Origin of the sequence: Kitasatospora purpeofusca (genome assembly GCF_036010405.1) — a bacterium.
Lineage (GTDB): Bacteria > Actinomycetota > Actinomycetes > Streptomycetales > Streptomycetaceae > Kitasatospora > Kitasatospora purpeofusca.
In genome coordinates this window covers 4,947,199-4,969,464 of sequence record NZ_CP108561.1, presented here as the reverse complement: position 1 = coordinate 4,969,464, position 22,266 = coordinate 4,947,199, and the positions used below count along the sequence as shown (strand labels likewise).

The following is a 22,266-nucleotide window of genomic DNA, read 5'->3' as shown; positions in this document are numbered from 1 at the left end:
TCCCAGGGCGACACCGGGTGTCGTCCGCACCAAAGTCCCAAGGCGGACACCTGGTCGGCGCGGTGGGATGCGCCGCGCGGGTGACGATCGTTCGGTATCCCGGGCGTGGCGCGTGGTCGGGGCAGGATCGGCGTGGGATCGGCGCGTGGTCGGGGCAGGATCGGCGTGGGATCGGGGTGGGCGGGCCGGTGGGCTGTCCCGCCGTCAGCTGACGGGGCGTACGGAGGAGGGCGGGTTGGCGGGCGAGTACTCGGGCTCGGTCCAGCTCAGCGGAGTGGCGTCTGCCAGTTCCACGACGCCGGTGACGGTCAGGTCGACCACCCGTTCGGCTCCCGGCAGTCCGGCGGCGGCCGGGTCGGACCAGTCGGTCCTGGCCTCGCCGGTGACCAGCAGCGCGCCGCCGGTCTCCCAGTCCGGGACGAGCAGTCCGGCCCGGGGGTCGAACTCCAGGTTGCCCAGGGTCATGAACATGTTGTTGCCCGCGTAGTCGGGCCAGCGCAGCCGGTCCGGGCCGAGGACCCGCAGGAAGCCGGGGTTGCCGCCGCGGTGCGAGGCGTCCGTCCGGCCGTCCGGGCCGGCGGTGGCGACGAAGAAGGTGTCGGCGGTGCTCAGCAGCAGTTGCTGGGCGGTGCTCAGCAGCGGTCCGGCCGCCACCCGGCGCGGGGCGCCGGCCCCGGGGCGGTCCAGCGGGTGGCGGCGCTGGATGTACTTCGGGCAGTTGGCGTAGACCTGCTCGGCGGCGATCACCAGGCCGCCCCGGCCGTCCGGAGCGGAGCGGCCGTTGACCCGCATCCGGCGGCGGGCGGCCGGGTCCAGGGCCACGGTGCCGACCTCGGCGGGGCGGGCCAGGGCGGCGGCCAGCGGGTCGGCCTCGGCCGGGTGGGCGGCGACCGTCACCGTCCGCTCGTCGGGGGCCCGCAGGAAGCCGGCCGGTCCGCTGAGCTGGGTGGCCCAGAGCCGGCCGTCGGCGTCGGCCGCCCCGACCACCAGCATCCGCCGCTCGGTCAGGAAGCGGGCGGCCACGGCGGGGACGGTACTGCCGACGGAGCGGCCGGAGTGGTCGGCCCGGTCGGTGCGGTCGGCCCGGGCCTGAACGGCCCGTTCGCCGGGGTGGTAGGGGGTGCCGGTGGCGGTCATGGCGGGTTCCTCCCTCGCGTCGGGCGGGCAGGGCGGGCAGGGCGGGCCGGACGGGCGATGCGGGCCGGGCGGTACGCCCTGTGGGGACTTTGCAAAGTCACACTTTGCAAAGTCCCGGAAACTCTTTGCAAAGTGTGACTTTGCAAAGAGTTGTTAGAAGAAGCCGCAGGTCGGGGCGGTGCCGGAGGGGGCCACGGCGTCGGTTTCGTCGACGCCCGCCGGGGTGTAGATCTCCAGCCGGATGCCGTCGGGGTCGGTGAAGAAGATCCCGCCGGAGGCGGCGCCCTCGCCGTGCGGGACGACGCCGTCGTGGGCGAAGGAGGCGCCCAGCTCGCGCAGCAGGGCCTCGGCGGCGCGGACCTCGTCGAGCGAGTCGACCTGGAAGGAGAGGTGGTGCAGGCCGGGAGCGGTGGTGGCGAAGGCTCCCTCGCTCTGCTGCCAGAGGGTCAGCACCAGTCGGCCGTCGCGGCCGAGGAAGGTGTAGCGGTGCTCCGGGTCGGTGCCCTCCGCGACCGGCTCCAGTCCGAGCACGCGCTGGTAGAAGGCGGTGGAGCGGGCGAGGTCGGTGACGTTCAGGCCCACGTGGCCGGTCTGCAGGGTGCTGCTGATGGTGCCGGACATGCCTGATCACTCCCGTGGCCGGGGCGCCCGGGGGCGCCGCTTTCTAACCGTTGCTAACGACAGTAGTGGTTATTCTTGAGGAGGGTCAACCGCTACAGGTGGTTTCAATGGTTAGAAATTTCGATCATGGCTGTGCCATGACAAATCCGGAAGGACGGGGTGGGGAGGAGTCGGCGCGCGGGCGCCGGGCCGGGGTGCGGCTACTCCCACTCCCACCGGGCGCCGATGTGGCCCGGCTGCTGGTCGGGGGCCAGCACCTGGGCGCTGGCCGAGGCGCCGATCCAGAGCTGCTCGCGGCGGCGGTCGACGTCCGCGCCCGGGTCGCGGTCGTAGCGCTCGCAGTGCACCGGCACGGTCGCCGGGTCGAAGTGGACCTGGAGCACGTACTCGCGCACCGGGGTGGCGAAGCGCCGGCTGTACTCGGTGGTCTCGGCGCCGCCGGAGGGGATCTCGACCTCGTACTCGAAGACCGTGCTGTCGCCGAGGCCCAGCGGGCGGTCCAGCATCACCTCGCCGACGATCAGGCCGGTGTCCGGGCGGCGGCGCACCCGGCCGAGCCGGCCGTGCCGGACGCCGGTGATCTCCGGGCAGCCGGTCGCCTCCTCGTCGGCCTTGTGCACGACCAGGCAGCGGGTCACCCCGGACACCGTGGCGCGGACCACCTGGCGCATCCGCAGCAGGTTGCCGCGCCGGTCGGCGTCCACGAAGTACGAGTCGTGGACCGAGAGCCGCTCCAGCTCACCGGCCGGCGGCGCGTCCAGTTCGGCGAAGACGTCGGCGATCTGCTGCTCGCCCGGCCAGACGTCCTCCAGCCGCAGGTGGCTGGCACCGGCGGTGGCCGCCCAGCGGCCGCGCGGGCGCGGCGGGCCGAGCAGCGCGGACAGCGTGGAGTGCGGCAGGCCGAGGAGTTCCTCCAGCAGGTGGACGGCGCGCAGCGAGCTGGCCCGCTCGGGCTGGCTGCGGCCTCGCCGCCAGTAACTCAGCGTGGTGACACTGACCCTGACGCCGCGTTGGGCCAGGGCGGCGCGGATCCGGTCCAGGCTGAGGCCGCTGGCCTCGATCGCCACGTGCAGGGTGTCGGCGAAGCCGCCGGTCGGGCTGGGACGCCCCGGCGTCGGCGCGGGCGACAGCGGGGGCACGGGCGGCCGGGGTGCGGGCGCGGCCGTGTCAGGGCGCGGCCCGACCAGTCTGAGTCGGGCGTCCTGGGGATGCTGTGAGGCCATGTGGTTACCTTCCCCACCGAGCGGGTGCGGCAGACCCGGAACGGCGCCGGAACGCGCCGTCAACGGCCTCGCCGAGCTGTGGGGAACCCTATGCACGGTCGAGAGGCTACGTCATCAGTCGTGCGTATGACAGTGGTCACGGGCGGTGTACCGCAGGGTTAGCGATCTTGAAACAGTGCGGAAACAGACGGGCCTTTTTCCGGACGGGTGGTGCGTTCCGGACCGGTGGCGGCAGGTTCCGGCCAGGGGTGCCGGGTCGGGGGCCCGACGTAGACTCGGGGACCGGTCCGGAGCGAGGAACGACCGGGACCGAGGGACGGCCGAGAGCGAGGGAGCGTCGATGACCGAGCGGACAGCAGACCCGCGGGACCCGCGCCCGCTGCTCGGTGAGCCGCTCGCGCTCGACCTGCTGAACACGCGGTGGGCCGGTGAGCCGGTGAACGATCTGCTCGCCGAGCCGGACGGCTTCGCGATCTGGCTCTCCACGGCCGGGCTGGCCGACCGCTGCCCGGCGGACGGGCCCGGGCTCGCCGCCCTGCGGGAGGCCCGGGAGGCGGTCGGGGCGGCCGTCCGGGAGCTGGACGCGGGCGGGGTGCCCGGGGCCGGTGCGCTGGCCGGGCTGGACGCGGTGCTGCGGCACGGGCGGGTCCGGCGGGAGGCCTCGGCGGCCGGGCCGGTGGACCGGGTCGAGGTGGACGAGCCGCGGTGGCTGGCCGCCTGGCTGGTGGTGGACGACTTCCTGGGGCTGCTGGCGCAGGGGCCGGGGCGGATCAAGAAGTGCGCGCACGAGGCGTGCATCCTGCACTTCTTCGACACCTCGCAGAACGGCCGGCGCCGCTGGTGCCGGATGGCCGTGTGCGGGAACCGGGCCAAGGCGGCCCGGCACTACGAGAAGGCGCGTCCCTAGCGCGTCAGCGGCGTACCAGTGGCCGGGCGGGCCCGGAGAAGCGTCGCTCCTCCGGGCCCGCGCCGACCGGCAGCGCGGGCGGGTCAGGCCTCGCCGAGCCATTCGGTGAGGGCGGCGCGCAGTTCGCCGGCGCCCGGGTCGACGGCGGCCCAGGCGGCGTAGCCGTCGGGGCGGATCAGCAGCACGGTGTCGCGCAGCTTGCCGTGCGGGTCGGCCGGGGCGACCGTGACCAGGCGCTCCCGCCACGGGTCGGCGGCCGTCACCTCGTCATTGCTGACCAGGACGAACCTTCCGGCCCGCAGGGCCTCGTAGAGCCGCTGCGGGGCGGCCGGACCGTCCTCGCGGGGCGGTTCGAGACCGGTCAGCCGCAGGTCCGGGACCCGCTTGCCGACCTGCGGGTGGGCGTCCTTGGGCGCGGCGTAGGAGATGCCGAGGCCGGAGACGGTGCGGGCGCCCCGGTCCACCACGGCGTCGACCCGCCCGGCGACCTGGACCAGTGCCCCGCGCAGTGCCCGGGTGGCGGCGGACTGGGCGAGCGCGACCCGGATCATCGCGCCGGAGGCGCGCAGGGCGGTCCGGCCGACCGGGTGCCGCTCGCTCTGGTAGCTGTCGAGCAGGGTGTCGTCGGCCCGGTCGCGCAGGACGGCGACGAGCTTCCAGGAGAGGTTGGCGGCGTCCTGGAGGCCGGTGTTCATGCCCAGGCCGCCGGCCGGGGAGTGGCAGTGGGCCGCGTCGCCGGCCAGGAACACCCGGCCGGAGCGGTAGTCGGGGACCTGCCGCTCGTCGCTGTGGAAGGTGGAGCTCCAGCGGACGTCGTGCAGTCCGTAGTCCTCGCCGAGGGCGCGGCGGGTGATGTCGGCGAGCAGCTCGGGCCCGGGCGCGGTGCCGTCCGGGAGCTGCTCGGCGCGGTCCCGGGCGAGGACGCGGTACCAGCCGTCGCCGAAGGGCACCAGCAGCGCGAAGCAGTTCTCGTCGGCGCCGGCGGCGATGCCGTCCTCGGGCTCGCGCTCCAGGCGGACGTCGGCGAGCAGCACCGAGTCGACCACCGATTCGCCGGGGAAGGGCAGGCCGAGCAGGTCGCGGACGGTGGAGTGGACGCCGTCGGCGCCGACCGCGTAGCGGGCCCGGTGGGTGCTGGTGGCGCCGTCGCGCACCGTTTCGACGGTGACGCCCTCGGGGTCCTGCCGCAGTCCGGTGACCTCGGTGCCGCGCAGGACGGTCGCGCCGGCCTTCACCGCCCGGTCGAGGAGCAGCCGCTCGGTGTTGTACTGCGGGGTGAGCAGGACGAACGGGAAGCGGGTCGGCAGGTGGCCGAGGTCGATCCGGACCCGGTTGAAGGCCTTCAGCGCCTCGACCGGGCGGCCGGTGGCGATGAGGTCGTCGGCGAGGCCCCGGGCGTCGAGGAGTTCGAGGGTGCGGGCGTGCACGGCGAACGCCCGGGTGAGGTCGGACTCGGTACCGCGCTTCTCCAGCACGGTGACGCCCAGGCCGGCCGCGGCGAGGTCTCCGGCCAGCAGCAGGCCGGTCGGCCCGGCGCCGACCACGATGACGTCGGTGACGGTCTGCTTCTCGGTCATGTGTCAGCTCCCGGTGCTCGAACAGCGGCTGGACGCCGTGCGTGGCGTTTCCCCGGCCCCCATCATCGCTTCCCGGGAGTGGCGTTGTGAATCTCCGGTCCCCGGCGCGTGGCCGGGGACCGGGGGCGCGGGCCACCGGGAGGGTGGCGCCGGCCGGGTCGGGGCGGCTCAGCTGTGGCGGCGGATCTCCACGGTGCGGAACCGGTTGGCGACGAACGCGCCGTCGCAGTAGGCGGAGTTGGCGGCCGGGTTGGCGCCGGTGCCGTGCAGGTCGGAGAAGGCGGCGGTCTGGTTGGCGTACACCCCGCCGGTGAGGTTGAGGGAGAGCGAGACGCCGGCGTCGAGGGCGGCCCCGACCAGGGCGGCCTCGACCTCGGGTGAGGTGGTGTAGGCGGCGGCGGTCATCGCGCCCTGGGTGCGGACGGTGTCGCGCAGCAGCTCGACGGCGGCGGCGGTGTCCTCGACGGCGACGGCGAAGGAGACCGGGCCGAAGCACTCGGCGCGCAGGACCGCGCGGTCGTCCGGCTTGTCGGCGTCCAGCTTGACCAGGGCGGGGGTGCGGACGGTCGCGCCCGGGAACTCCGGGTGCTCCACGGCCCTCGGGGCGAGGGCGAGTTCGCCGTACTCGCCGCCGGCCGCGGCGGCCGAGCGCTGCAGCACGCCGGGGTTGACCACGGCGCCGAGGACGGCCGCGGCGCGGGCGTCGTCGGAGAGCAGGCCCTCGACGGCGGCGGCGAGGTCGCGGACCACCTCGTCGTAGGACTTGGCGCCCTGGTCGGTGTCGATGCCGGTGCGCGGGACCAGCAGGTTCTGCGGGGTGGTGCACATCTGGCCGCTGTACAGCGAGAGCGAGAAGGCCAGGTTGTTCAGCATGCCCTTGTAGTCGTCGGTGGAGTCGACGACGACGGTGTTGACGCCGGCCTTCTCGGTGTAGACCTCGGCCTGCTTGGCGTGCTCCTCCAGCCAGTCGCCGAAGGCGGTGGAGCCGGTGTAGTCGATCAGCCTGATCTCGGGGCGGACGGCCAGGGTCCGGGCCACCGTGCCGCCCTCGTGCTCGGCGGCCAGGCAGACCAGGTCGGCGGCGAAGCCGGCCTCGGCCAGCACCTCGCGGGCGATGCGGACGGTGAGCGCCAGCGGGAGCACGGCCCGCGGGTGGGGCTTGACCAGCACCGGGTTGCCGGTGGCGAGCGAGGCGAACAGGCCGGGGAAGCCGTTCCAGGTGGGGAAGGTGTTGCAGCCGATCAGCAGCGCCAGGCCGCGCGGGACGACGGTGAACTCCTTGGTCATCACCAGCGGGTCCCGCTTGCCCTGCGGCTTGGTCCAGCCGGCGCTCTCGGGCAGCCGGGTCTGCTCGGCGTACGCGTAGGCGACGGCCTCCAGGCCGCGGTCCTGGGCGTGCGGGCCGCCGGCCTGGAAGGCCATCGCGTAGGCCTGGCCGGTGGTGTGCATGACCGCGTTGGCGAACTCGTGCGAGCGGGCGTTGATCCGGGCCAGGATCTCCAGGCAGACCGCGGCGCGGGTGAGCGGGCCGGCGGCGGCCCAGGCCGGGCGGGCGGCGGTCAGCGCGGCGATCAGGGCGTCCGGTCCGGCGTGCGGGTAGCCGATGCCGAGTTCGAGGCCGTACGGGGAGACCTCGCCGCCGACCGTGTCGCCGTCGGCGGGGTGGCCGGGCAGCTCGAACGGCTGGTTCAGCAGGGCTTCGAAGGCGGCCCTGCCGTCCGCGGCGGCGCTCTCGCCGTAGGCCTTCGGGAACTCGGGGTAGGGCGACCAGTAGTCGCGCTTGGCGGCGGCGTCGACCGCGGCCGCCAGGGTGGCCCGGTGGCGTTCGACGAGTTCGGCGACGAGGGGGTGGGTGACCGCTGCGGACATGGTGTGCGCTCCTCAGAGGGGAGGACGGGACACGTCACAGAGTAACCGAACGATCGGTCGGCTCAAGAGGGCGAACGGGATCGGGGTACCGGAGCGCGAAGAAGGCGGGCGAAAACGCCGGGGGCGCGTCCGTGACGGACGCGCCCCCGGGGCCGGGCAACCGGAGCGGTTACGGGATGCCCAGCTCGAAGATCACGTACCCGCCGTACCAGCCGGAGGCGACCGCCCCGGAGCCCAGCACCGCCGCCAGCACCGGCCAGCTCAGCTTCCGCATCGCCACCGCGAGCGCGATCAGCAGCGGGAAGGCCGGCAGCAGGTAGCGCGAGGTGTTGCCGAAGATGCCCAGGCTGCCGAGCACCGAGACGATGGTGGCCAGGGTGTACGCGGTCAGCACCAGCGGCGGGCGCAGCCGGACCAGCAGCACGATCAGCACCGGCAGGCTCAGCACGATCAGCGTCGCCAGCATGTCGGCCGTGTGCCAGGCGAACGGGTAGTCGTTGCGGCCCAGCAGCACGCCGCGGAGCGCGGCCCAGGTGCCCTGGCCCCAGTCGAAGTAGTGCAGCCAGGCGTCGTGCTGGAGGGTGAAGTAGCCGCCCCACTCGCCCGTCCGCCAGCCCACCCAGCCGACGTAGCCGAGCAGCCCCAGCGGGGCCAGCAGCATCGCGGTCAGCGGGCGCGCCACCCCGCTCTCCCGCCGGTAGAGCTCCACCAGGGCGGCCAGGCCGACCGCGCCGATCAGCGCCGCCGAGGTGGGCCGGTTGAGGCCCGCGACCAGGGTGAGCACCCCGGCCGCCACCCACTGCTTGGTCATCACGCAGTAGCAGGACCAGGCGGCCAGCGCGACGAACAGCGAGTCCGAGTAGAGCGCCCACTCGGCGCCCGACCCCGGGGCGATCGCCCACAGGCCGGCCGCGATCACGCCCGCGCGCGGGCCGGCCATCCGGTCCACCACGGCGTAGATGCCGGCCGCGGCGAACAGCGAGGCGACCACCGAGACGATCATCCCGGCCCCGTACAGGCCGAACGGGCTCACCTCGGAGACCAGCCGCATCAGGCCCGGGTAGAGCGGGAAGAAGGCGGCCGAGTTCTGCTCGATCGTGAAGCCCGGGACGCCGTTCGGGACGGCCACCAGCGCCGGGTGGTAGCCGAACCGGGCGACCTGCTGGTACCACCAGCCGTCCCAGCTGGCCAGCACGTCCCAGGGGTTGGCGCCGCCGCCGAAACGGGGGTGCTTCTTCAGGTAGTCCCCGGAGAAGGAGAGCAGCTTCATGAAGACGGTGAAGCCGACCAGCTTCAGGACGGCGTAGCACCACACGGCCGGCCCGAAGCGCAGGACGAGGTCCCGGGCGCGTTCACGCCAGTCGAGGGCGGGCTCGGTCGTGGTGACGCCGCTGCGCTGTTCGGGCAGATCGGATTCGACTGCCGGTATTGCGCTCATGCGACTTCCCCACCTGCTCGGCCTTGGACGGATCGTCCGCCGAGTCTAGGGTCTGGGTCCGGGCTTTGGTGTGGACCAGGTCACCCCGGGCGCCGTCGGGACGGGGCGGGCGGGGATACTCGGGGAATGGCCGATCACACCCCGCGCACCGCCTACACCGTGGAGTCCCTGCTCGCGGTCACCGTCGACGTGTTCAACGAGCGCGGGTACGACGGCACCTCGATGGAGGACCTGTCGCGTGCGGCCGGGATCTCCAAGTCCTCGATCTACCACCATGTGCGCGGCAAGGAGGAGCTGCTCCGGCTGGCCGTCGGGCGGGCGCTGGACGGCCTGTTCGGGATCCTGGCCGAGCCGGCCGCGGTCGAGGGTCCGGCGGTGGAGCGGCTGGAGCACGTGGTGCGGCGGACCGCCGAGGTGCTGCTCGCGGAGCTGCCCTACGTCACCCTGCTGCTGCGGGTGCGCGGCAACACGGTCACCGAGCAGTGGGCGCTGGAGCGCCGCCGGGACTTCGACCACCAGGTGGCCGAGCTGCTGCGGGCCGCCGTCGCGGACGGTGCGCTGCGGGCGGACGTCGAGCCGCGGCTGGCCACCCGGCTGCTCTTCGGCATGATCAACTCGATCGTGGAGTGGTACCGGCCGGGCCTCAAGGCCGCCGACGGCGTCGCCGACGCGGTGGTCCACCTGGCCTTCGACGGCCTCCGGGCCCGGTAGGGCGCTCCCCGCCCGGCCGCCCGGCGAGGCGGGCCGGTGCGGGGCGGTGCGGGCCGGCGCGGGGAGCCCGCCGTCAGTCCGGCGGGACCTGGTCCGTCTCCTCGAAGACCAGCATGGTCCGGGTGCCGAGCACCTGGGGGATCGACTGGATGCGGTTGAGCACGAGCTCCCGCAGGGCGTGGTTGTCGGCCGTGTGCACCAGCAGCAGGACGTCGAAGTCACCGCCGACCAGCGCGATGTGCGCGACCCCCGGCAGGGCCAGCAACTGCTCCCGCACCGTCCGCCAGGAGTTCTGCACGATCTTCAGGGTGATGTAGGCGGAAGCCCCCTGACCTGCGCGTTCGTGGTCCACCCTGGCGGTGAAGCCGCGAATCACGCCGTCCTCGACCATCCTGGAGATCCGGGCGTACGCGTTCGCCCGGGACACGTGCACCCGCTCGGCCACCGAGCGGATGGAGGCGCGGCCGTCCTGCTGCAGCAGCCGCAGGATCGCCCGGTCGACCCGGTCGAGTCTGGACATCTGTTCAGCCGACATGACCCCCCACCCCCGACGATTGGACGCAATGCCACCAGTCGACCGCCACCCGGGCCGATTGTCCACCACCTTCGCACGCTTCTGGTCAAGATGAACAGACGACCGAACAATCGGTAGGGAGCCCCCGCCACCCCTGGAGGTGCCCCGAGATGACCGTTCTCGACCACAGACACCACACGGCCGTGCCCGGTTGGCTGCCCGGGGCCACCGCCCCCCGCACCGACCCGGCCCCGCTGCTCCCCGACCCCGCTCCGGTCCGGGTCCTCGGTACTCCCGCGCTGGAGAAGTACGATCCCGTGCTGCTCCGCGAGCTGTACCGCCGCCTCGTCGTCGGCCGCCGCTACAACCAGCAGGCGACCACCCTCACCAAGCAGGGCCGGCTCGCCGTCTACCCCGCCTCGACCGGCCAGGAGGCCTGCCAGGTCGCCGCCGCGCTGGTGCTGGAGGAGCGCGACTGGCTCTTCCCCAGCTACCGCGACACCCTGGCCGTCGTCTCCCGCGGCGTCGACCCGCTGGAGGCCCTCACCCTGCTCCGCGGCAACGCCCACACCGGCTACGACCCCAGGGCCACCAGGACCGCGCCGCTCTGCACCCCCCTCGGCACCCAGGGGCCGCACGCGGTCGGACTGGCGCACGCCGCCCGGCTGAGCGGCGAGCCGGCGGTCGCGCTGGCCATGCTCGGCGACGGCGGCACCAGCGAGGGCGACTTCCACGAGGCACTGAACTTCGCCGCCGTGCTCCAGGCCCCCGTGGTCTTCCTGGTCCAGAACAACGGCTACGCGATCTCCGTCCCGCTCAGCGCCCAGTCCGCCGCCCCGACCCTGGCCCACAAGGCCGTCGGCTACGGCATGCCCGGCCGGCTCGTCGACGGCAACGACGCCCCCGCCGTGCACGGGGTACTGGCCGAGGCGGTCGAACGGGCCCGCACCGGCGGCGGCCCGACCCTGGTCGAGGCCCTCACCTACCGGGTCGAGGCGCACACCAACGCCGACGACGCCACCCGCTACCGGACCGAGGCCGAGGTCGCGGCCTGGCGGGAGCACGACCCGATCCTGCTGATGGAGCGCGCGCTGCGCGAGCTCCGGGTACTGGACGAGGACCTGGTCCGGGACGCCGCCGAGGAGGCCGAGGCGCTCGCGGCCCGGATGCGCGCCGAGTTCCACGCCGAGCCCGAGCTCGACCCGATGTCCCTGTTCACCCACGTGTACGCCGAGCCGACCCCGCAACTGCGCGAGCAGGCGGCGCAGCTGGCCGAGGAACTGGCCGCCGAGGCCGAGGTGCAGCCCTGATGACGACCGCTGTCTCCCCCGCCGCCCCGGCCCGCACGGCCAGCATGGCGCAGGCGCTCAACACGGCGCTGCGCGACGCCATGCGCGAGGACCCGACGGTGCACATGCTCGGCGAGGACGTCGGCGCGCTCGGCGGCGTCTTCCGCATCACCGACGGACTGACCGCCGAGTTCGGGCCCGACCGCTGCCTGGACACCCCGCTCGCCGAGGCGGGCATCCTCGGCACCGCCGTCGGCATGGCCATGTACGGGCTGCGGCCGGTGGTCGAGATGCAGTTCGACGCCTTCGCCTACCCGGCGCTGGAGCAGCTGTTCTCGCACGTCGCCAAGATGCGCAACCGCACCGCCGGCCGGCTGCCCATGCCGATCACCGTCCGGATCCCCTACGGCGGCGGCATCGGAGGCGTGGAGCACCACAGCGACGCCTCCGAGGCGTACTACGCCTCCACCCCCGGCCTGCACGTGGTCACGCCCGCCACCGTGGCCGACGCGTACGGGCTGCTGCGGGCCTCGATCGCCTCGGACGACCCGGTGGTCTTCCTCGAGCCCAAGCGGATGTACTGGGGGAAGGACGGGTTCGACCCCGCCGCCCCGGTCGAGCCGATCGGGCGGGCCGCGCTGCGCCGGACCGGCACCTCCGCGGTGCTGATCACCTACGGCCCCTCGCTGCCGGTCTGCCTGGAGGCGGCCGAGGTGGCGAAGGCCGAGGGCTGGGACCTCGCGGTGCTGGACCTGCGCTCCCTGGTGCCGTTCGACGACGAGACGGTCTGCCGGGTGGTGCGCTCGCTCGGCCGGGCCGTGGTGGTGCACGAGGCGGGCGGCTTCGGCGGCACCGGTGCGGAGATCGCCGCCCGGGTCACCGAGCGCTGCTTCCACCACCTGGCGGCGCCCGTGCTGCGGGTCACCGGATTCGACATCCCGTACCCGCCGCCGATGCTGGAGCACCACCACCTGCCCGGGGTGGACCGGATCCTGGACGCGGTCGCCCGGCTGCAGTGGGAGGACTGAGGATGATGCCCGTCGTGCGCGAGTTCACCCTGCCCGACCTCGGTGAGGGACTCACCGAGGCGGAGGTCGTGCGCTGGCTGGTCGAGGTCGGCGAGGTGATCGCGATCGACCAGCCGGTGGTGGAGGTGGAGACCGCCAAGGCGGTGGTCGAGGTGCCCTGTCCCTACGGCGGGGTGGTGACCGCGCTGTTCGGCGCGGTCGGCGAGGAGGTCCTGGTCGGCGCGCCGCTGGTGACGGTCGCGGTGTCGCCGGGCGAGGGCGAGCCGCCGCTCGCGGCGGTGCCGGTGGTGGAGCGGGCGGCGGCGGTGGAACGGCCGCTGGTCGGGTACGGGGTCGCCGAGCCGGACCGGGGCGGACGGCGGCGCCGGGTCGGGGGCGGCGGGGCTTCGGCTCCGGTGGCCCGGGCTGCGGTCGCGGTGGCCCCGGTCGCGGTGGCTGCTCCGGTGCCGGTGCCGGTGGCCGCTGCGGTGCCGGTCGTCGCCGGCGGTGTGCCCGCCGTGATCTCGCCGCTGGTACGGCGGTTGGCGCGGGAGCAGGGCGTCGAACTGACGGCGGTCGCCGGCAGCGGGCCGGACGGCCTGATCACGCGGGCGGACGTCGAACGGGCGGTCGCGGCCAAGGTCGCCGCTGCGCCTGCTGTCGCGCCGGTCGAGGCGGTGGGGGCGCTGCCCTCGGGTGCCGGGTCCGTCGTCCCGCTGCGCGGGCTGCGCAAGGCGGTGGCCGAGAAGCTCGGCCGCAGCCACCGGGAGATCCCCGCCGCGACCTGCTGGGTGGACGCCGATGCCACCGAACTGATGGCACTGCGGCGGCAGTTGAACGCCGTGCCGGGGCCGAAGGTGAGCGTGCTGGCGCTGCTCGCCCGGATCTGCGCGGTCGGGCTGGAGCGCTTCCCCGATCTCAACTCCAGCGTGACTCCGGACGGTTCGGCGATCCTGCGGCACTCGGCGGTGCACCTGGGCTTCGCGGCGCAGGGCGAGCGCGGCCTCGTCGTCCCGGTGGTACGGGACGCGCAGCGCCTCACCACCGAGCAACTCGGCGAGGAACTGGGCCGGTTGACCGAGGCGGCGCGGACCGGGGCGATCGCCCCGGCCGAGCTGACCGGCGGCACGTTCACCCTGAACAACTACGGGGTGTTCGGCGTGGACGGTTCCACCCCGATCCTCAACCACCCGGAGGCGGCGATGCTCGGGGTGGGCCGGATCGTCGCCAAACCCTGGGTCCACCAGGGCGAGTTGGCGGTGCGCGAGGTGACCCAGCTGTCGTTCACCTTCGACCACCGGGTCTGCGACGGCGGTACCGCGGGCGGGTTCCTGCGGTTCGTCGCGGACTGTGTCGAACAGCCGGGCGTGCTGCTGCGGCGGCTCTGAGCCCGCGTTCCGGCCGGCGGCCTGCTCGCCCTGGGTGGTGGAACCGACACCCAGGGCGAGCGCGGCGGGGAGAGTAGCGCGTCCGGGGGGCGGGTGTCCGGGCTTCACGCTATTTGTCGGATGAGCACTTCGGGCATGCCACGCTTCCTGGGCGTCAACAGAGACAAGCCAGGTGGTGGCGTAGGCCGGCCGGAGGCGAAACGATTCTCTTGGGTACTCGAAACGTTGCGGTGAAGTCCCGCAGAACACTCCTGGTCCGTACCGGGCACGGATCGGCGGCGGCCTCGGCCGTTCCCGGCCTGCCGGAGGCCGCGCCGGGCGTCGTACCGGAGGCCGGGGCGGAGACCGGGGCGGACGGGGCGGACGGGGCGGACGGGGCGGACGGGGTGACGGGCTCGGTGACGGACGCGGTCGTGGACGTCGCTCCGCCTGCGGAGCCCTCCGCGCCGCCGGTTCCGCCGGACCTGCCGCCGGTGTTCGGGCCGGTCGCGCCAGGACCGGTGGCGCTCGGGCCGGTGGTGCTCGGGCCGGTGGTGCTCGGGCCGGTGGCGCCCGGGCCGATCGTGACCGGGCCGGTCCTGCCGATGGCCCCCGTGGAACCCGTCCTGCCCGTGGTGCCGGTGCAGTCCGTCCGGCCGGTGGCCCCGGCGCCGCCGACCGCGCCGCCCGCCGTCCCGCCGCCGTTGGTCGTCCCCCCGCGCCCCGTCGAACCGCCCGCCGTCCCGGCCCCGCCCGCAGCGGCGGCGACCGGCGGCCCCGTGATCGAGCCGCTGTTCACCAGCGCGCCCGGTCTCAACTGGGCCGGACCCGGCGACCAGTGGTCCCGCGCGTGGGCGCTGCGCACCCTCGGCGGCGCCACGTCACCGGACGTGTCACCGGACGCTCCGCCGGCTGCGGAAGCGCCGCAGGCCCCGTTGCCCGCCGCGCTCCCGGAGCCCCGCGACGCCGCCGAACTGCCGCCCACCGCCCGGGACATCGAACTGATCCGGACCAGCCTGGCGGTCGTCGAGCCGGTCGCGGACCGGGCCACCGCGCACTTCTACGCCCTGATCTTCCTCGGCCACCCCGAGATCAGGGCGCTCTTCCCGGCCGCCATGGACGTCCAGCGCGACCGGCTGTTCCGCGCCCTGCTGACGGCCGCCCGCAGCGCCGGCGACCCGGAGGGGCTGCGCGCCCACCTGGGCGCGCTGGGCCGGGGCCACCGCCGCTACGGCACCCTGACCGGCCACTACGGCCCGGTCGGCGAATGCCTGGTGGCGGCGCTGGCCAAGTACGCGGGCAGCCGGTGGAACGCCGAGACCGAGCTGGCCTGGCGCCGGGTCTACCGGCTGGTCTCCTCGATCATGATCGAGGCCGCCGAGGAGGCCGCCCGCACCTCGCCGCCCTGGTGGCAGGGCGAAGTGGTGGCGCACGAGCGCCGGACCCCGGACGTCGCGGTGCTCACCGTCCGCCCGGACCAGGCCTACCCGTACCGCGCCGGGCAGTACACCAGCCTGGAGACGCCCTGGTGGCCCCGGGTCTGGCGGCACTTCTCGTTCGCCTCCGCGCCCCGGCCGGACGGTCTGCTGACCTTCCACGTCAAGGCGGTGCAGGCGGGCTGGGTGAGCAACGCCCTGGTCCACCGGGCCGCGCCCGGGGACATGCTGCGGCTCGGCCCGGCGGTCGGCGGGATGACCCTGGACGACACCGACGACGGCGACCTGCTGCTGGTGGGCGGGGGCACCGGGATCGCGCCGCTGCGGGCACTGGTCGAGGAGGTCGCCGGGCGCGGCGCCGGGGGCCGCTCGGTGGAGGTGTTCCACGGTGCGCGGACCTCCGCCGAGCTCTACGAGCTGGCGGCGCTGCGGGAGTTGGCCGACCGGCACCGCTGGCTGACCGTGCGCGCGGTGCTGTCCGGCCCCGGCGCGGGGACGGCGGAGGCCGCCGCCGCGGGTCTGCTCGCGGGAGAACTCCCGGAGGCGGTGGCCCGGTTCGGGCCGTGGACCGGACGGACGGCCTACCTGTCCGGCCCGCCCGCGATGGTCCGGCGGACGAGCGGGGTGCTGCTGCGGTCCGGGCTGCCGGCCGAGCGGATCCGGCACGACCTGGTCGGCGACCTGGCCGCGCCGTGAGCCGATCCACGGCGTCGTGAGCCGCCCGGTCGGGCCGCGGACCGTCAGACGAGGTCGGGGGCGAGCAGGGCGCGGACGCCCTCGATGTTGGCGGCGAGGTAGGCCCGCAGGGCCGGCGGCACCACATTGACCGAGGTCACGCCCTCGCGGGTGAACGGCACCCGCACCACCTCGTAGTCGCCGTTGGGCTCCTCCACCTCGGGCCCGTGCCGGCGGTCGAGATCCATCGAGGCGAGCCGGCAGACGAAGAAGTGCTGCACCTTGACCCCGTGCGGGTGGAGCAGGCTGCCGTCGTCGTGGTGGGTGTGGCTGATGGTGTCCACGAAGGCGGAGACCACGTCGACCACCTTGCCGCCGAGCTCCTCGTCCACCTCGCGGTGCAGGGCCTCGACCACGGTGCGGTCGCTCCGCTCGACACCCCCGCCGGGCGTGATCCAGTACGGGTGCGGGGAGCCGGGGCGGGTGCGCCTGATCAGGACCAGCGAGGCCGGTCCGTACGGGTCGTTCGGATCCGTCTCCAGCACGATCGCCCGGGCGGTGCGCTTGACGACTGGGCGGGGCGGGGTGCGCACGGCGACCTCCGGGGCTGGAGCGTTGTGCGGGATTCTCCCGCAGCCCGGACCGGCCGAAACGCGCCCCGCCCCGGTTGCGTCCGTCCGGGGCGGGCGGTGGCGTTCGGGGCGGGGCGAGGGCCGTTCGGTGCGGGCGGTGGCGTCCGGGGTGGGGCGGCGGCGTTCGCGCTCAGTCCTCGTCGAGGGCGAGGCTCAGGCCCCAGGAGACCAGGCTGACGATCAGCGCGCCGAACAGCGCGGCCCAGAAGCCGTCGACGTGGAAGTCGAGGTCGAGTTTGTCCGAGGCCCACGAGGTGAGCCACAGCATCAACGCGTTCACCACGAAGGTGAACAGGCCGAGAGTCAGGATGAACAGGGGGAGGGAGAACAACTTCACCACCGGCTTGATCAGCCAGTTGACCACGCCGAAGACCAGCGCCACGGCGACCACCGTGAGCGTCTTGTGCTTCCAGTCGTCCCCGGTGAGCGTGATCGCGGGGACGATCCAGGCGGCGACCCAGATGGCCGCCGCGTTGATCAGTGTCTTGATGACGAAACCCTTCATGGGGCCAGCGTCCCAGGTCGGTCAAGGGGTGACGCCGCCCCGGGCGGCCCGGTGGTGTTGAATGCCGGTGGTTCGAGGTCCGTACGAGAAGGGGTGCTCCCCGATGAAACTGTTCCGACTGGACCACCTGGACGCCGAGCGCGCCGCCAACGACGGCGCGTACCTGCGCTTCCTGCGGGAGCCGAGGATGTCGGCCGGCCTCTACGCGCTCGCCCCCGGCGACACCGACACCCAGACCGCGCACGCCCAGGACGAGATCTACCAGGTCATCAGCGGCCGGGCCGAGCTGACGGTCGGGGACGAGACCGCCACCGTCGGCCGGGGCACCGTCGTCTACGTGCCGGCCGGCACCCCGCACCGCTTCCACCACATCACCGAAGAACTGCGGGTGCTGGTGGTGTTCTCCCCGCCGGAGGACTGAACCGGGGGTCCGGAGGAGGGCCGGTTAGGGTCGGGGCATGAGCCTGAGCCTGACCGAAGAACTCTGGGCGGCGATCGAGCCGGTCTACGCCGAGATCCTCGACCACCCCTTCATCTCCGGCCTCACCGACGGCACCCTGCCGCGGGAGGCGTTCCGCCACTTCGTCGTGCAGGACTCGCACTACCTGCGCGACTACGCCCGCGCGCTGGCCGTCTGCGCGGCCAGGGCCCCGGGCGAGGAGGAGGTGCGGGCCTTCGCCGACGACGCGATCGGCGCGCTGGCCGCCGAGCAGGGGATGCACGCCGAGTTCCTCGACGCCTTCGGCGACACCGCCGAGGAGGCCGCCGCCGAACCGGTGCTGCCGACCACCCGCGCCTACACCAGCTACCTGCTCGCCACGGTCTACGGCGGCTCCTTCGCGGAGGCGGTCGGCGCCGTGCTGCCCTGCTACTGGATCTACGCCCGGGTCGGCGAGCGGCTGCTCGCCGAGGGCTCCCCCGACCCGCTCTACGCGAAGTGGATCGCCACCTACGGCGACGAGGCGTTCCAGTCGGTGGTGCGGCGGGTGCTGGCGCTGACCGACCGGCTCGGCGAGGAGATCTCCCCCACCGAGCGGCGCCGGGTGGTCGAGCACTTCGTCACCACCTCCCGGTACGAGTGGATGTTCTGGGACGCCGCCTGGCGCCGGGAGTCCTGGCCGGTCTGAGGCCCGCGACGGGGGCGCGGACGGGGCACGGACGGGGTAGGGGCGGGCCGGGGTCAGGGGTCGTTCCCCGAGGTCGGGGGCGGGTTCACCCGGGGTCCGGGGTCGGGGTGATCTCCGGGTTCTCTCGGGGCCGTTGGCCCTCGTTCCGCCCCTCCGGCCGCCGTACGATCGAAGTACGAAAGCGAGCGGGATGCGGCACCGGACGGCAGCCGACCCCAAGGGGAGAGAAGGAACGGACATGGCTGAGCTCTGGAAGTCGCTGCCCTCGTGGGTGCGGAACATCGTTGTTCCGGTACTGGTACTGATCCTGGCGTGGAACCTGCTGATGTTCGTCTTCGGTGTGGTCGGCGCGCTGCTGGCCTTCGCCGTCAAGGCGCTGGTGGTGGTCGGTATCGCCGCCGCCGTGGTGGTCCTCGTCAAGAAGGCCGCAAAGAACTAGCAACCCGGACCTGCCCCGACGCCCGCGCCCCCTCTCCGGGGCGCGGGCGTCGGGCGTTCACGGTTCACGGTTCACGGGCGGGGCGCGGGGTGGGCGGCGCTCTCCTCGGTCTCGCGGAGGAAGGCGTCCAGGTCCCGGTGCGGCCGCCAGCCCTGGGTGCGGGCCCGGGTGAGGTCCAGCACGACGTCGCGGGAGAGCTGGTCCACCGCGTACGGGGTCAGGCCGGGCAGCCGCCCGGTGCGGGCGGCCAGCCGGGCCAGCGGCGCCGGCACATGGTGGATCCGGGCGGTCACGCCGTGCGCGGCCAGCACCGCGCGGACCACCTCGTCGCGCCGGTAGGGGCGGGCGTCGGCGATGTTGTAGGCGACCGGCGTCCACGGCCGGTCTCCCGTGCGGCCCGCGCCGACCGCGGACAGGCAGGCGTCGGCGAGGTTCTGCACCGCGGTGAGGCTGAGCCGCACATCGCCGCCGGGCAGCAGCAGCCGTCCCCGCCGGACCCGCTCCAGCAGCCGGGGCACCAGATGCGGGTCGCCGGGCCCGTACACCGCGCGCGGGCGCAGCACCACGGCGCCCGCGGCGAGGGCGAGCCGCTCACCGGCGGCCTTGGTGCGCCCGTACGCGTTGAGCTGGCCGGCCCCGGTGGGGTGGTCCTCCCCGACGGAGCCCCGGTCGGCCCTCGGGTCGTAGACGCTGGCGCTGGAGACCCAGACCAGTGGGCGGTCCCCGGCGGCCCGCAGCAGCCGCTCGGTACCGGCGACGTTGACGGCGTACTGGGCGGCCTCGGCCCCGGTGTTCCGGGGCAGGTCGGCGACGGCGGCGGCGCAGTGCACGACCGCGTCGGCGCCGGTGAAGTCGGGCTCCCCTGCGGTGGCGTCCCAGGGGACGTGGCGGCCGGCCGGTCCGGGGCGGCGGCCGTGGCAGGCCACCTCGTGGCCGGCGGCGAGGGCGGCCCGGACGACGTGGGAGCCGCAGAAGCCGCTCGCGCCGGTGACGGCTATCCGCATCGGGTCTCCTGGGTGGGTCCTGCTTCGGTGGATCTTGGTTCGGTAGGTCTTTGATCGGTGGGTCTTTGATCGGTGGGCCGCGGTCCGGTCGGGCACGGGCCGGCCGGGGCGGGGGCGCGGGTGGCGCGCAGGGTGAGTTCGGCCCAGCCGGGCAGCGCGGCCCGCCGGTCGACCCGGGCCCGGACGACCACCGGCCGGTACGGCGCGAGCGCGACCAGCAGTTCGGCGAGCAGGGCGCGGGCCACCCCGGCGCCCGGGCAGGCGTGCGGGCCGGCGCCGAACACCGCCTGGGTGGCGGCGGGCCCGGGGGCGGGCGCGGGCCGGTGCGCCCCGGCGGCGTGCCGGGCGACCAGGACCAGCCGGTCCCCGGCCCGGACCCGCCGCCCGGCCAGCACGGCCTCGGCGGCGGCCACCCGGGGGAGCAGCGGCGAGGGTGCGGTGAGCCGGAGCAGTTCGGCGGCCAGCGCGGGCGCTCCGGCGGCGTCGGCCGAGGACCAGAGTCCGGCGTCCGCGCACCACGCGGCGGCCCGGGGGAGCGCGGCGACGCTGGTGTTGACGGCGGCGACCGCGACCATGGCGTCCCGGGGGTCGGGCAGCAGCACGGCGAGTTCGGCGGCCCGGGCGGCGGCCGTCCGGGCCGCGCCGGGCGGGCGGGGGCCGGGCAGATGGTCGCGGGTGGCGGCTGCGGCGGCCTCGGCGGCGGCTCCGGCCAGGGCTCTCGGGCAGGCCGCCGCCCCGGTCAGCGCGGCTGCCGTGACTCCGGCCAGCTCCCTTGCCAGGGAGACGAGTTCGAGGTCTTCGTTGGCGAGCACGGGGAGCCGCTCGGCGAGCACCGCCTGCCAGGACGGGCGGAGCCGGTCCACGGCGGATGCGTCCAGTTCCACTGCCAACGCCCGCCGGGCAGAACGGTGTTCGGCGCCTTCCTGGTCGAACAGCATTCCGCCGGAGGTGAGTTCGGCGGCGGCCCCGCCGGTGGTGCCGTGAGCGGTGCGGTCCAGCGGGATCCGGGTGAGTGCGGTGCGGTACGCCTCGGCGTCGTGCACCAGCACGGTGCGGCCGAGCCGGGCGACCGGGCGGCGGCGGGTGGCGGCGAGCAGCGCGAACAGCAGGGGGTGGCTGCGCAGATACACCCGGCGGTCCCGGCGGCGGGCGGCCCGGTGCGCGGCCGGTACCGGCGTCGTGCGGTCCGTCGCGCGGTCCGTCGCGCGGTCCGCCACGCGTGCGTTCCCGCTCATCCGGCCAGCTCCCGGGCGCACCGGGCGGAAGCCGCCGCGCGGTCCGGCTTGCGGGAGCGCCCGGCCAGCGGAACCCGGCCGAACAGCACCGCGTCCGGGCGGGCCGAGCCCATCCGCGCCAGCGGTCCGGCCAGCGCGGCGCGCAGCTGTCGCGGTTCGGTGCCGGGCGAGGGCTGGACCAGGGCGACCAGCCGTTCGTCACCGTCCCCGTCCGGGACGCCGACCAGCACCGCGAGCTCGACGCCCGGCAGGTGCAGGGACGGTTCGTAGAGACCGGGATAGATGTTCTCGGCGCGGCGCAGCACCATGTCCTTGAGCCGACCGCCGAGCACGATCCGGCCGTCCGGGTCGAGCGTGGCGAGGTCGCCGGTGCGCACCCAGGGGTCGGGCTCCTCGCCGAGGTAGCGGTGCCGGGCGCCCGGTCCGCCGAGCAGCAGTTCGCCGTCCGGCGCGAGCGCGGTGCGCACGCCCGGCAGCGGTGCGCCGACCAGGTCGCCGGGCCCGGTGAAGGCGCTCTTCTCGGCCTCCTCGACGGCGGCCGCCGGGAACAGCTCGGTGAGCGCGTAGACGCCCCAGGCCTGGTCCGCCCCGGCCTGCTTGACCCGGCGGAGCAGGGTGGCGTCGGCGGGTGCCGAGCCGGTCCAGACCCGGCCGGTGAACCGGGCTCCGGCGCCGAGCGCGGCGCGCAGCTGCGGCGGGGTGAGGTAGGTGTGGGCGGGGGTGAGCCGGGAGAGCTGGCGGGCCAGCGCGGCCGGTTCGCGGGCGGGCAGGGCGACGGCGGCCCCGGCGCTCAGCGCGGGGACGAGCACGAAGAAGGTGCCGCCCAGGACGACGGAGCCGGGGCGCGGGTCGACCAGTTCGCCGACGGTGCGCAGACCGGTGGCGAGGCCGCCCCGGGAGTGCACCACGGCGCGCGGGCTGGCGGTGGTGCCGGAGGTGAAGACGATGACGGCGTCCGTGTCGCGCGCGGGTGCGTCGGAACCGGGGATGCTCGGTACCGACGCGCCGAACCGTCCGACCCGCAGCCTGGGTGCGCAGCCGGGCAGTCGGCGGCCGAGGGTGGCGACCGGGCCGAGCAGTTCCAGCGGGGGGAGGGCGAGGTCGGCGCGGCGGGCCAGTGGCCGGGCCCAGCCGGCCACCGCCTGGGCGGCGGCGTCGGCGAGGACCAGGTCCGGGCGGGCCAGTGCGAGCCGGGCGGCCAGGACGTCGGGGCCCGCGGTCGGGTCGAGGACGGCGATCCGCAGGCCGAGCCGGTGCGCGGCGAGCATGACGGCGAGTGCGCGCGGGCCGGGGCGCAGGGCGAGGCCGAGGGTGGTGTCCTGGCCGAGGCCGCGGGCGTTCAGGGCGACGGCGTAGGTGTCGGCGAGGGCGGCGAGTTCACCCCGCCGGATCCGGACGCGGGTGCCGCCGAGCCGGGTGTGGGCCAGGACGGCGGGGCGGTCGGGGTGCCGGGTGCGCAGGTCGTGGGCGAGCCGGTCGAGCACGGGGTGTCCTCGGGTTGCGGTGGATCCGGGGCCTGGGGGCCGGTGGTGGGGACGGCCGTGGCCGTGGCA

Annotated in this window: 21 protein-coding genes; 9 read left to right on the top strand and 12 right to left on the bottom strand. The window is 75.0% G+C overall.

The genetic code is table 11. From position 1 onward, the window contains the following. Nucleotides 1-204: 204 nt before the first annotated feature. The 3 genes from OG715_RS22055 to OG715_RS22045 all read right to left on the bottom strand — a co-directional run bounded on the left by OG715_RS22055 (nt 205) and on the right by OG715_RS22045 (nt 2,981). Nucleotides 205-1,137 (bottom strand): pyridoxamine 5'-phosphate oxidase family protein, encoded by a 933-nt coding sequence (locus OG715_RS22055; protein WP_266270580.1) that lies wholly within the window; start codon nt 1,135-1,137, stop codon nt 205-207. A gap of 153 nt (nt 1,138-1,290) precedes the next feature. Further along, the gene (locus tag OG715_RS22050; RefSeq protein WP_266270579.1) at nt 1,291-1,758 is read right to left on the bottom strand and encodes a VOC family protein; all 468 of its coding nucleotides are present in this window, start codon (nt 1,756-1,758) and stop codon (nt 1,291-1,293) included. 200 nt (nt 1,759-1,958) lie between these two features. Continuing rightward, the gene (locus OG715_RS22045) at nt 1,959-2,981 is read right to left on the bottom strand and encodes a hypothetical protein (RefSeq protein WP_266270578.1); all 1,023 of its coding nucleotides are present in this window, start codon (nt 2,979-2,981) and stop codon (nt 1,959-1,961) included. A gap of 340 nt (nt 2,982-3,321) precedes the next feature. Between OG715_RS22045 and OG715_RS22040 the strand changes: the two genes are divergently transcribed. Beyond that, nucleotides 3,322-3,888, top strand: a complete 567-nt coding sequence (locus tag OG715_RS22040; protein WP_266270577.1) for a CGNR zinc finger domain-containing protein — start codon at nt 3,322-3,324, stop codon at nt 3,886-3,888. A gap of 83 nt (nt 3,889-3,971) precedes the next feature. Here OG715_RS22040 and OG715_RS22035 read toward each other — a convergent pair whose 3' ends face one another. From OG715_RS22035 to OG715_RS22025, 3 genes are all read right to left on the bottom strand, one after another. Next, the gene (locus OG715_RS22035; protein ID WP_266270575.1) at nt 3,972-5,465 is read right to left on the bottom strand and encodes an FAD-dependent monooxygenase; all 1,494 of its coding nucleotides are present in this window, start codon (nt 5,463-5,465) and stop codon (nt 3,972-3,974) included. A gap of 168 nt (nt 5,466-5,633) precedes the next feature. Further along, a complete protein-coding gene (paaN, locus tag OG715_RS22030; RefSeq protein WP_266270574.1) occupies nt 5,634-7,334 on the bottom strand; it encodes a phenylacetic acid degradation protein PaaN in 1,701 nt (566 codons plus the stop codon). Nucleotides 7,335-7,503: 169 nt separating this feature from the next. After that, the gene (locus OG715_RS22025) at nt 7,504-8,772 is read right to left on the bottom strand and encodes a glycosyltransferase family protein (protein ID WP_266270573.1); all 1,269 of its coding nucleotides are present in this window, start codon (nt 8,770-8,772) and stop codon (nt 7,504-7,506) included. 126 nt (nt 8,773-8,898) lie between these two features. On the opposite strand from OG715_RS22025, the gene OG715_RS22020 reads away from it, so the two are divergent. After that, a complete protein-coding gene (locus OG715_RS22020; protein ID WP_266270572.1) occupies nt 8,899-9,483 on the top strand; it encodes a TetR/AcrR family transcriptional regulator in 585 nt (194 codons plus the stop codon). A gap of 73 nt (nt 9,484-9,556) precedes the next feature. On the opposite strand, the gene OG715_RS22015 is transcribed toward OG715_RS22020, so the two are convergent. Further along, on the bottom strand, nt 9,557-10,003 hold the full coding sequence (locus tag OG715_RS22015; RefSeq protein ID WP_078879731.1) for an Lrp/AsnC family transcriptional regulator: 447 nt from the start codon (nt 10,001-10,003) through the stop codon (nt 9,557-9,559). 164 nt (nt 10,004-10,167) lie between these two features. On the opposite strand from OG715_RS22015, the gene pdhA reads away from it, so the two are divergent. The 4 genes from pdhA to OG715_RS21995 all read left to right on the top strand — a co-directional run bounded on the left by pdhA (nt 10,168) and on the right by OG715_RS21995 (nt 15,792). Further along, the gene (pdhA, locus tag OG715_RS22010; RefSeq protein ID WP_266270571.1) at nt 10,168-11,307 is read left to right on the top strand and encodes a pyruvate dehydrogenase (acetyl-transferring) E1 component subunit alpha; all 1,140 of its coding nucleotides are present in this window, start codon (nt 10,168-10,170) and stop codon (nt 11,305-11,307) included. Beyond that, nucleotides 11,304-12,314, top strand: coding sequence for an alpha-ketoacid dehydrogenase subunit beta (locus OG715_RS22005; RefSeq protein ID WP_407661124.1), 1,011 nt, complete (start codon nt 11,304-11,306; stop codon nt 12,312-12,314). Before pdhA ends, OG715_RS22005 begins: the two co-directional genes overlap by 4 nt. A 5-nt stretch (nt 12,315-12,319) precedes the next feature. Next, on the top strand, nt 12,320-13,681 hold the full coding sequence (locus OG715_RS22000) for a dihydrolipoamide acetyltransferase family protein (protein ID WP_266271774.1): 1,362 nt from the start codon (nt 12,320-12,322) through the stop codon (nt 13,679-13,681). Between the two features lie 230 nt (nt 13,682-13,911). Continuing rightward, nucleotides 13,912-15,792 (top strand): globin domain-containing protein, encoded by a 1,881-nt coding sequence (locus tag OG715_RS21995; protein WP_266270569.1) that lies wholly within the window; start codon nt 13,912-13,914, stop codon nt 15,790-15,792. A 44-nt stretch (nt 15,793-15,836) separates the two neighbouring features. Here OG715_RS21995 and OG715_RS21990 read toward each other — a convergent pair whose 3' ends face one another. Both OG715_RS21990 and OG715_RS21985 read right to left on the bottom strand, forming a co-directional pair. Continuing rightward, nucleotides 15,837-16,364: an NUDIX domain-containing protein gene (locus tag OG715_RS21990; protein WP_266270568.1), complete on the bottom strand. Its 528-nt coding sequence runs from the start codon at nt 16,362-16,364 to the stop codon at nt 15,837-15,839. Nucleotides 16,365-16,533: 169 nt separating this feature from the next. After that, on the bottom strand, nt 16,534-16,908 hold the full coding sequence (locus tag OG715_RS21985) for a phage holin family protein (protein ID WP_030392367.1): 375 nt from the start codon (nt 16,906-16,908) through the stop codon (nt 16,534-16,536). Nucleotides 16,909-17,011: 103 nt separating this feature from the next. Between OG715_RS21985 and OG715_RS21980 the strand changes: the two genes are divergently transcribed. From OG715_RS21980 to OG715_RS21970, 3 genes are all read left to right on the top strand, one after another. Then, nucleotides 17,012-17,329: a cupin domain-containing protein gene (locus tag OG715_RS21980; RefSeq protein WP_266270567.1), complete on the top strand. Its 318-nt coding sequence runs from the start codon at nt 17,012-17,014 to the stop codon at nt 17,327-17,329. Between the two features lie 37 nt (nt 17,330-17,366). Continuing rightward, nucleotides 17,367-18,035: a thiaminase II gene (gene tenA / locus OG715_RS21975; RefSeq protein ID WP_266270566.1), complete on the top strand. Its 669-nt coding sequence runs from the start codon at nt 17,367-17,369 to the stop codon at nt 18,033-18,035. A gap of 238 nt (nt 18,036-18,273) precedes the next feature. After that, on the top strand, nt 18,274-18,474 hold the full coding sequence (locus OG715_RS21970) for a DUF5326 family protein (RefSeq protein ID WP_266270564.1): 201 nt from the start codon (nt 18,274-18,276) through the stop codon (nt 18,472-18,474). A 71-nt stretch (nt 18,475-18,545) separates the two neighbouring features. Here the strand turns inward: OG715_RS21970 and OG715_RS21965 are convergent, their stop codons facing one another. From OG715_RS21965 to OG715_RS21955, 3 genes are read right to left on the bottom strand one after another with little or no spacing between them, the layout of a single operon-like run. Beyond that, nucleotides 18,546-19,478 carry an NAD-dependent epimerase/dehydratase family protein gene (locus OG715_RS21965; protein ID WP_266270563.1) on the bottom strand — a complete coding sequence of 311 codons (933 nt, stop codon included), beginning with the start codon at nt 19,476-19,478 and terminating at the stop codon, nt 18,546-18,548. Then, nucleotides 19,469-20,713 (bottom strand): cytochrome P450 family protein, encoded by a 1,245-nt coding sequence (locus tag OG715_RS21960; RefSeq protein WP_266270562.1) that lies wholly within the window; start codon nt 20,711-20,713, stop codon nt 19,469-19,471. Before OG715_RS21960 ends, OG715_RS21965 begins: the two co-directional genes overlap by 10 nt. After that, nucleotides 20,710-22,197, bottom strand: a complete 1,488-nt coding sequence (locus OG715_RS21955; protein WP_266270561.1) for a class I adenylate-forming enzyme family protein — start codon at nt 22,195-22,197, stop codon at nt 20,710-20,712. The genes OG715_RS21960 and OG715_RS21955 overlap by 4 nt, the downstream gene beginning before the upstream one ends. Nucleotides 22,198-22,266 lie beyond the last annotated feature (69 nt).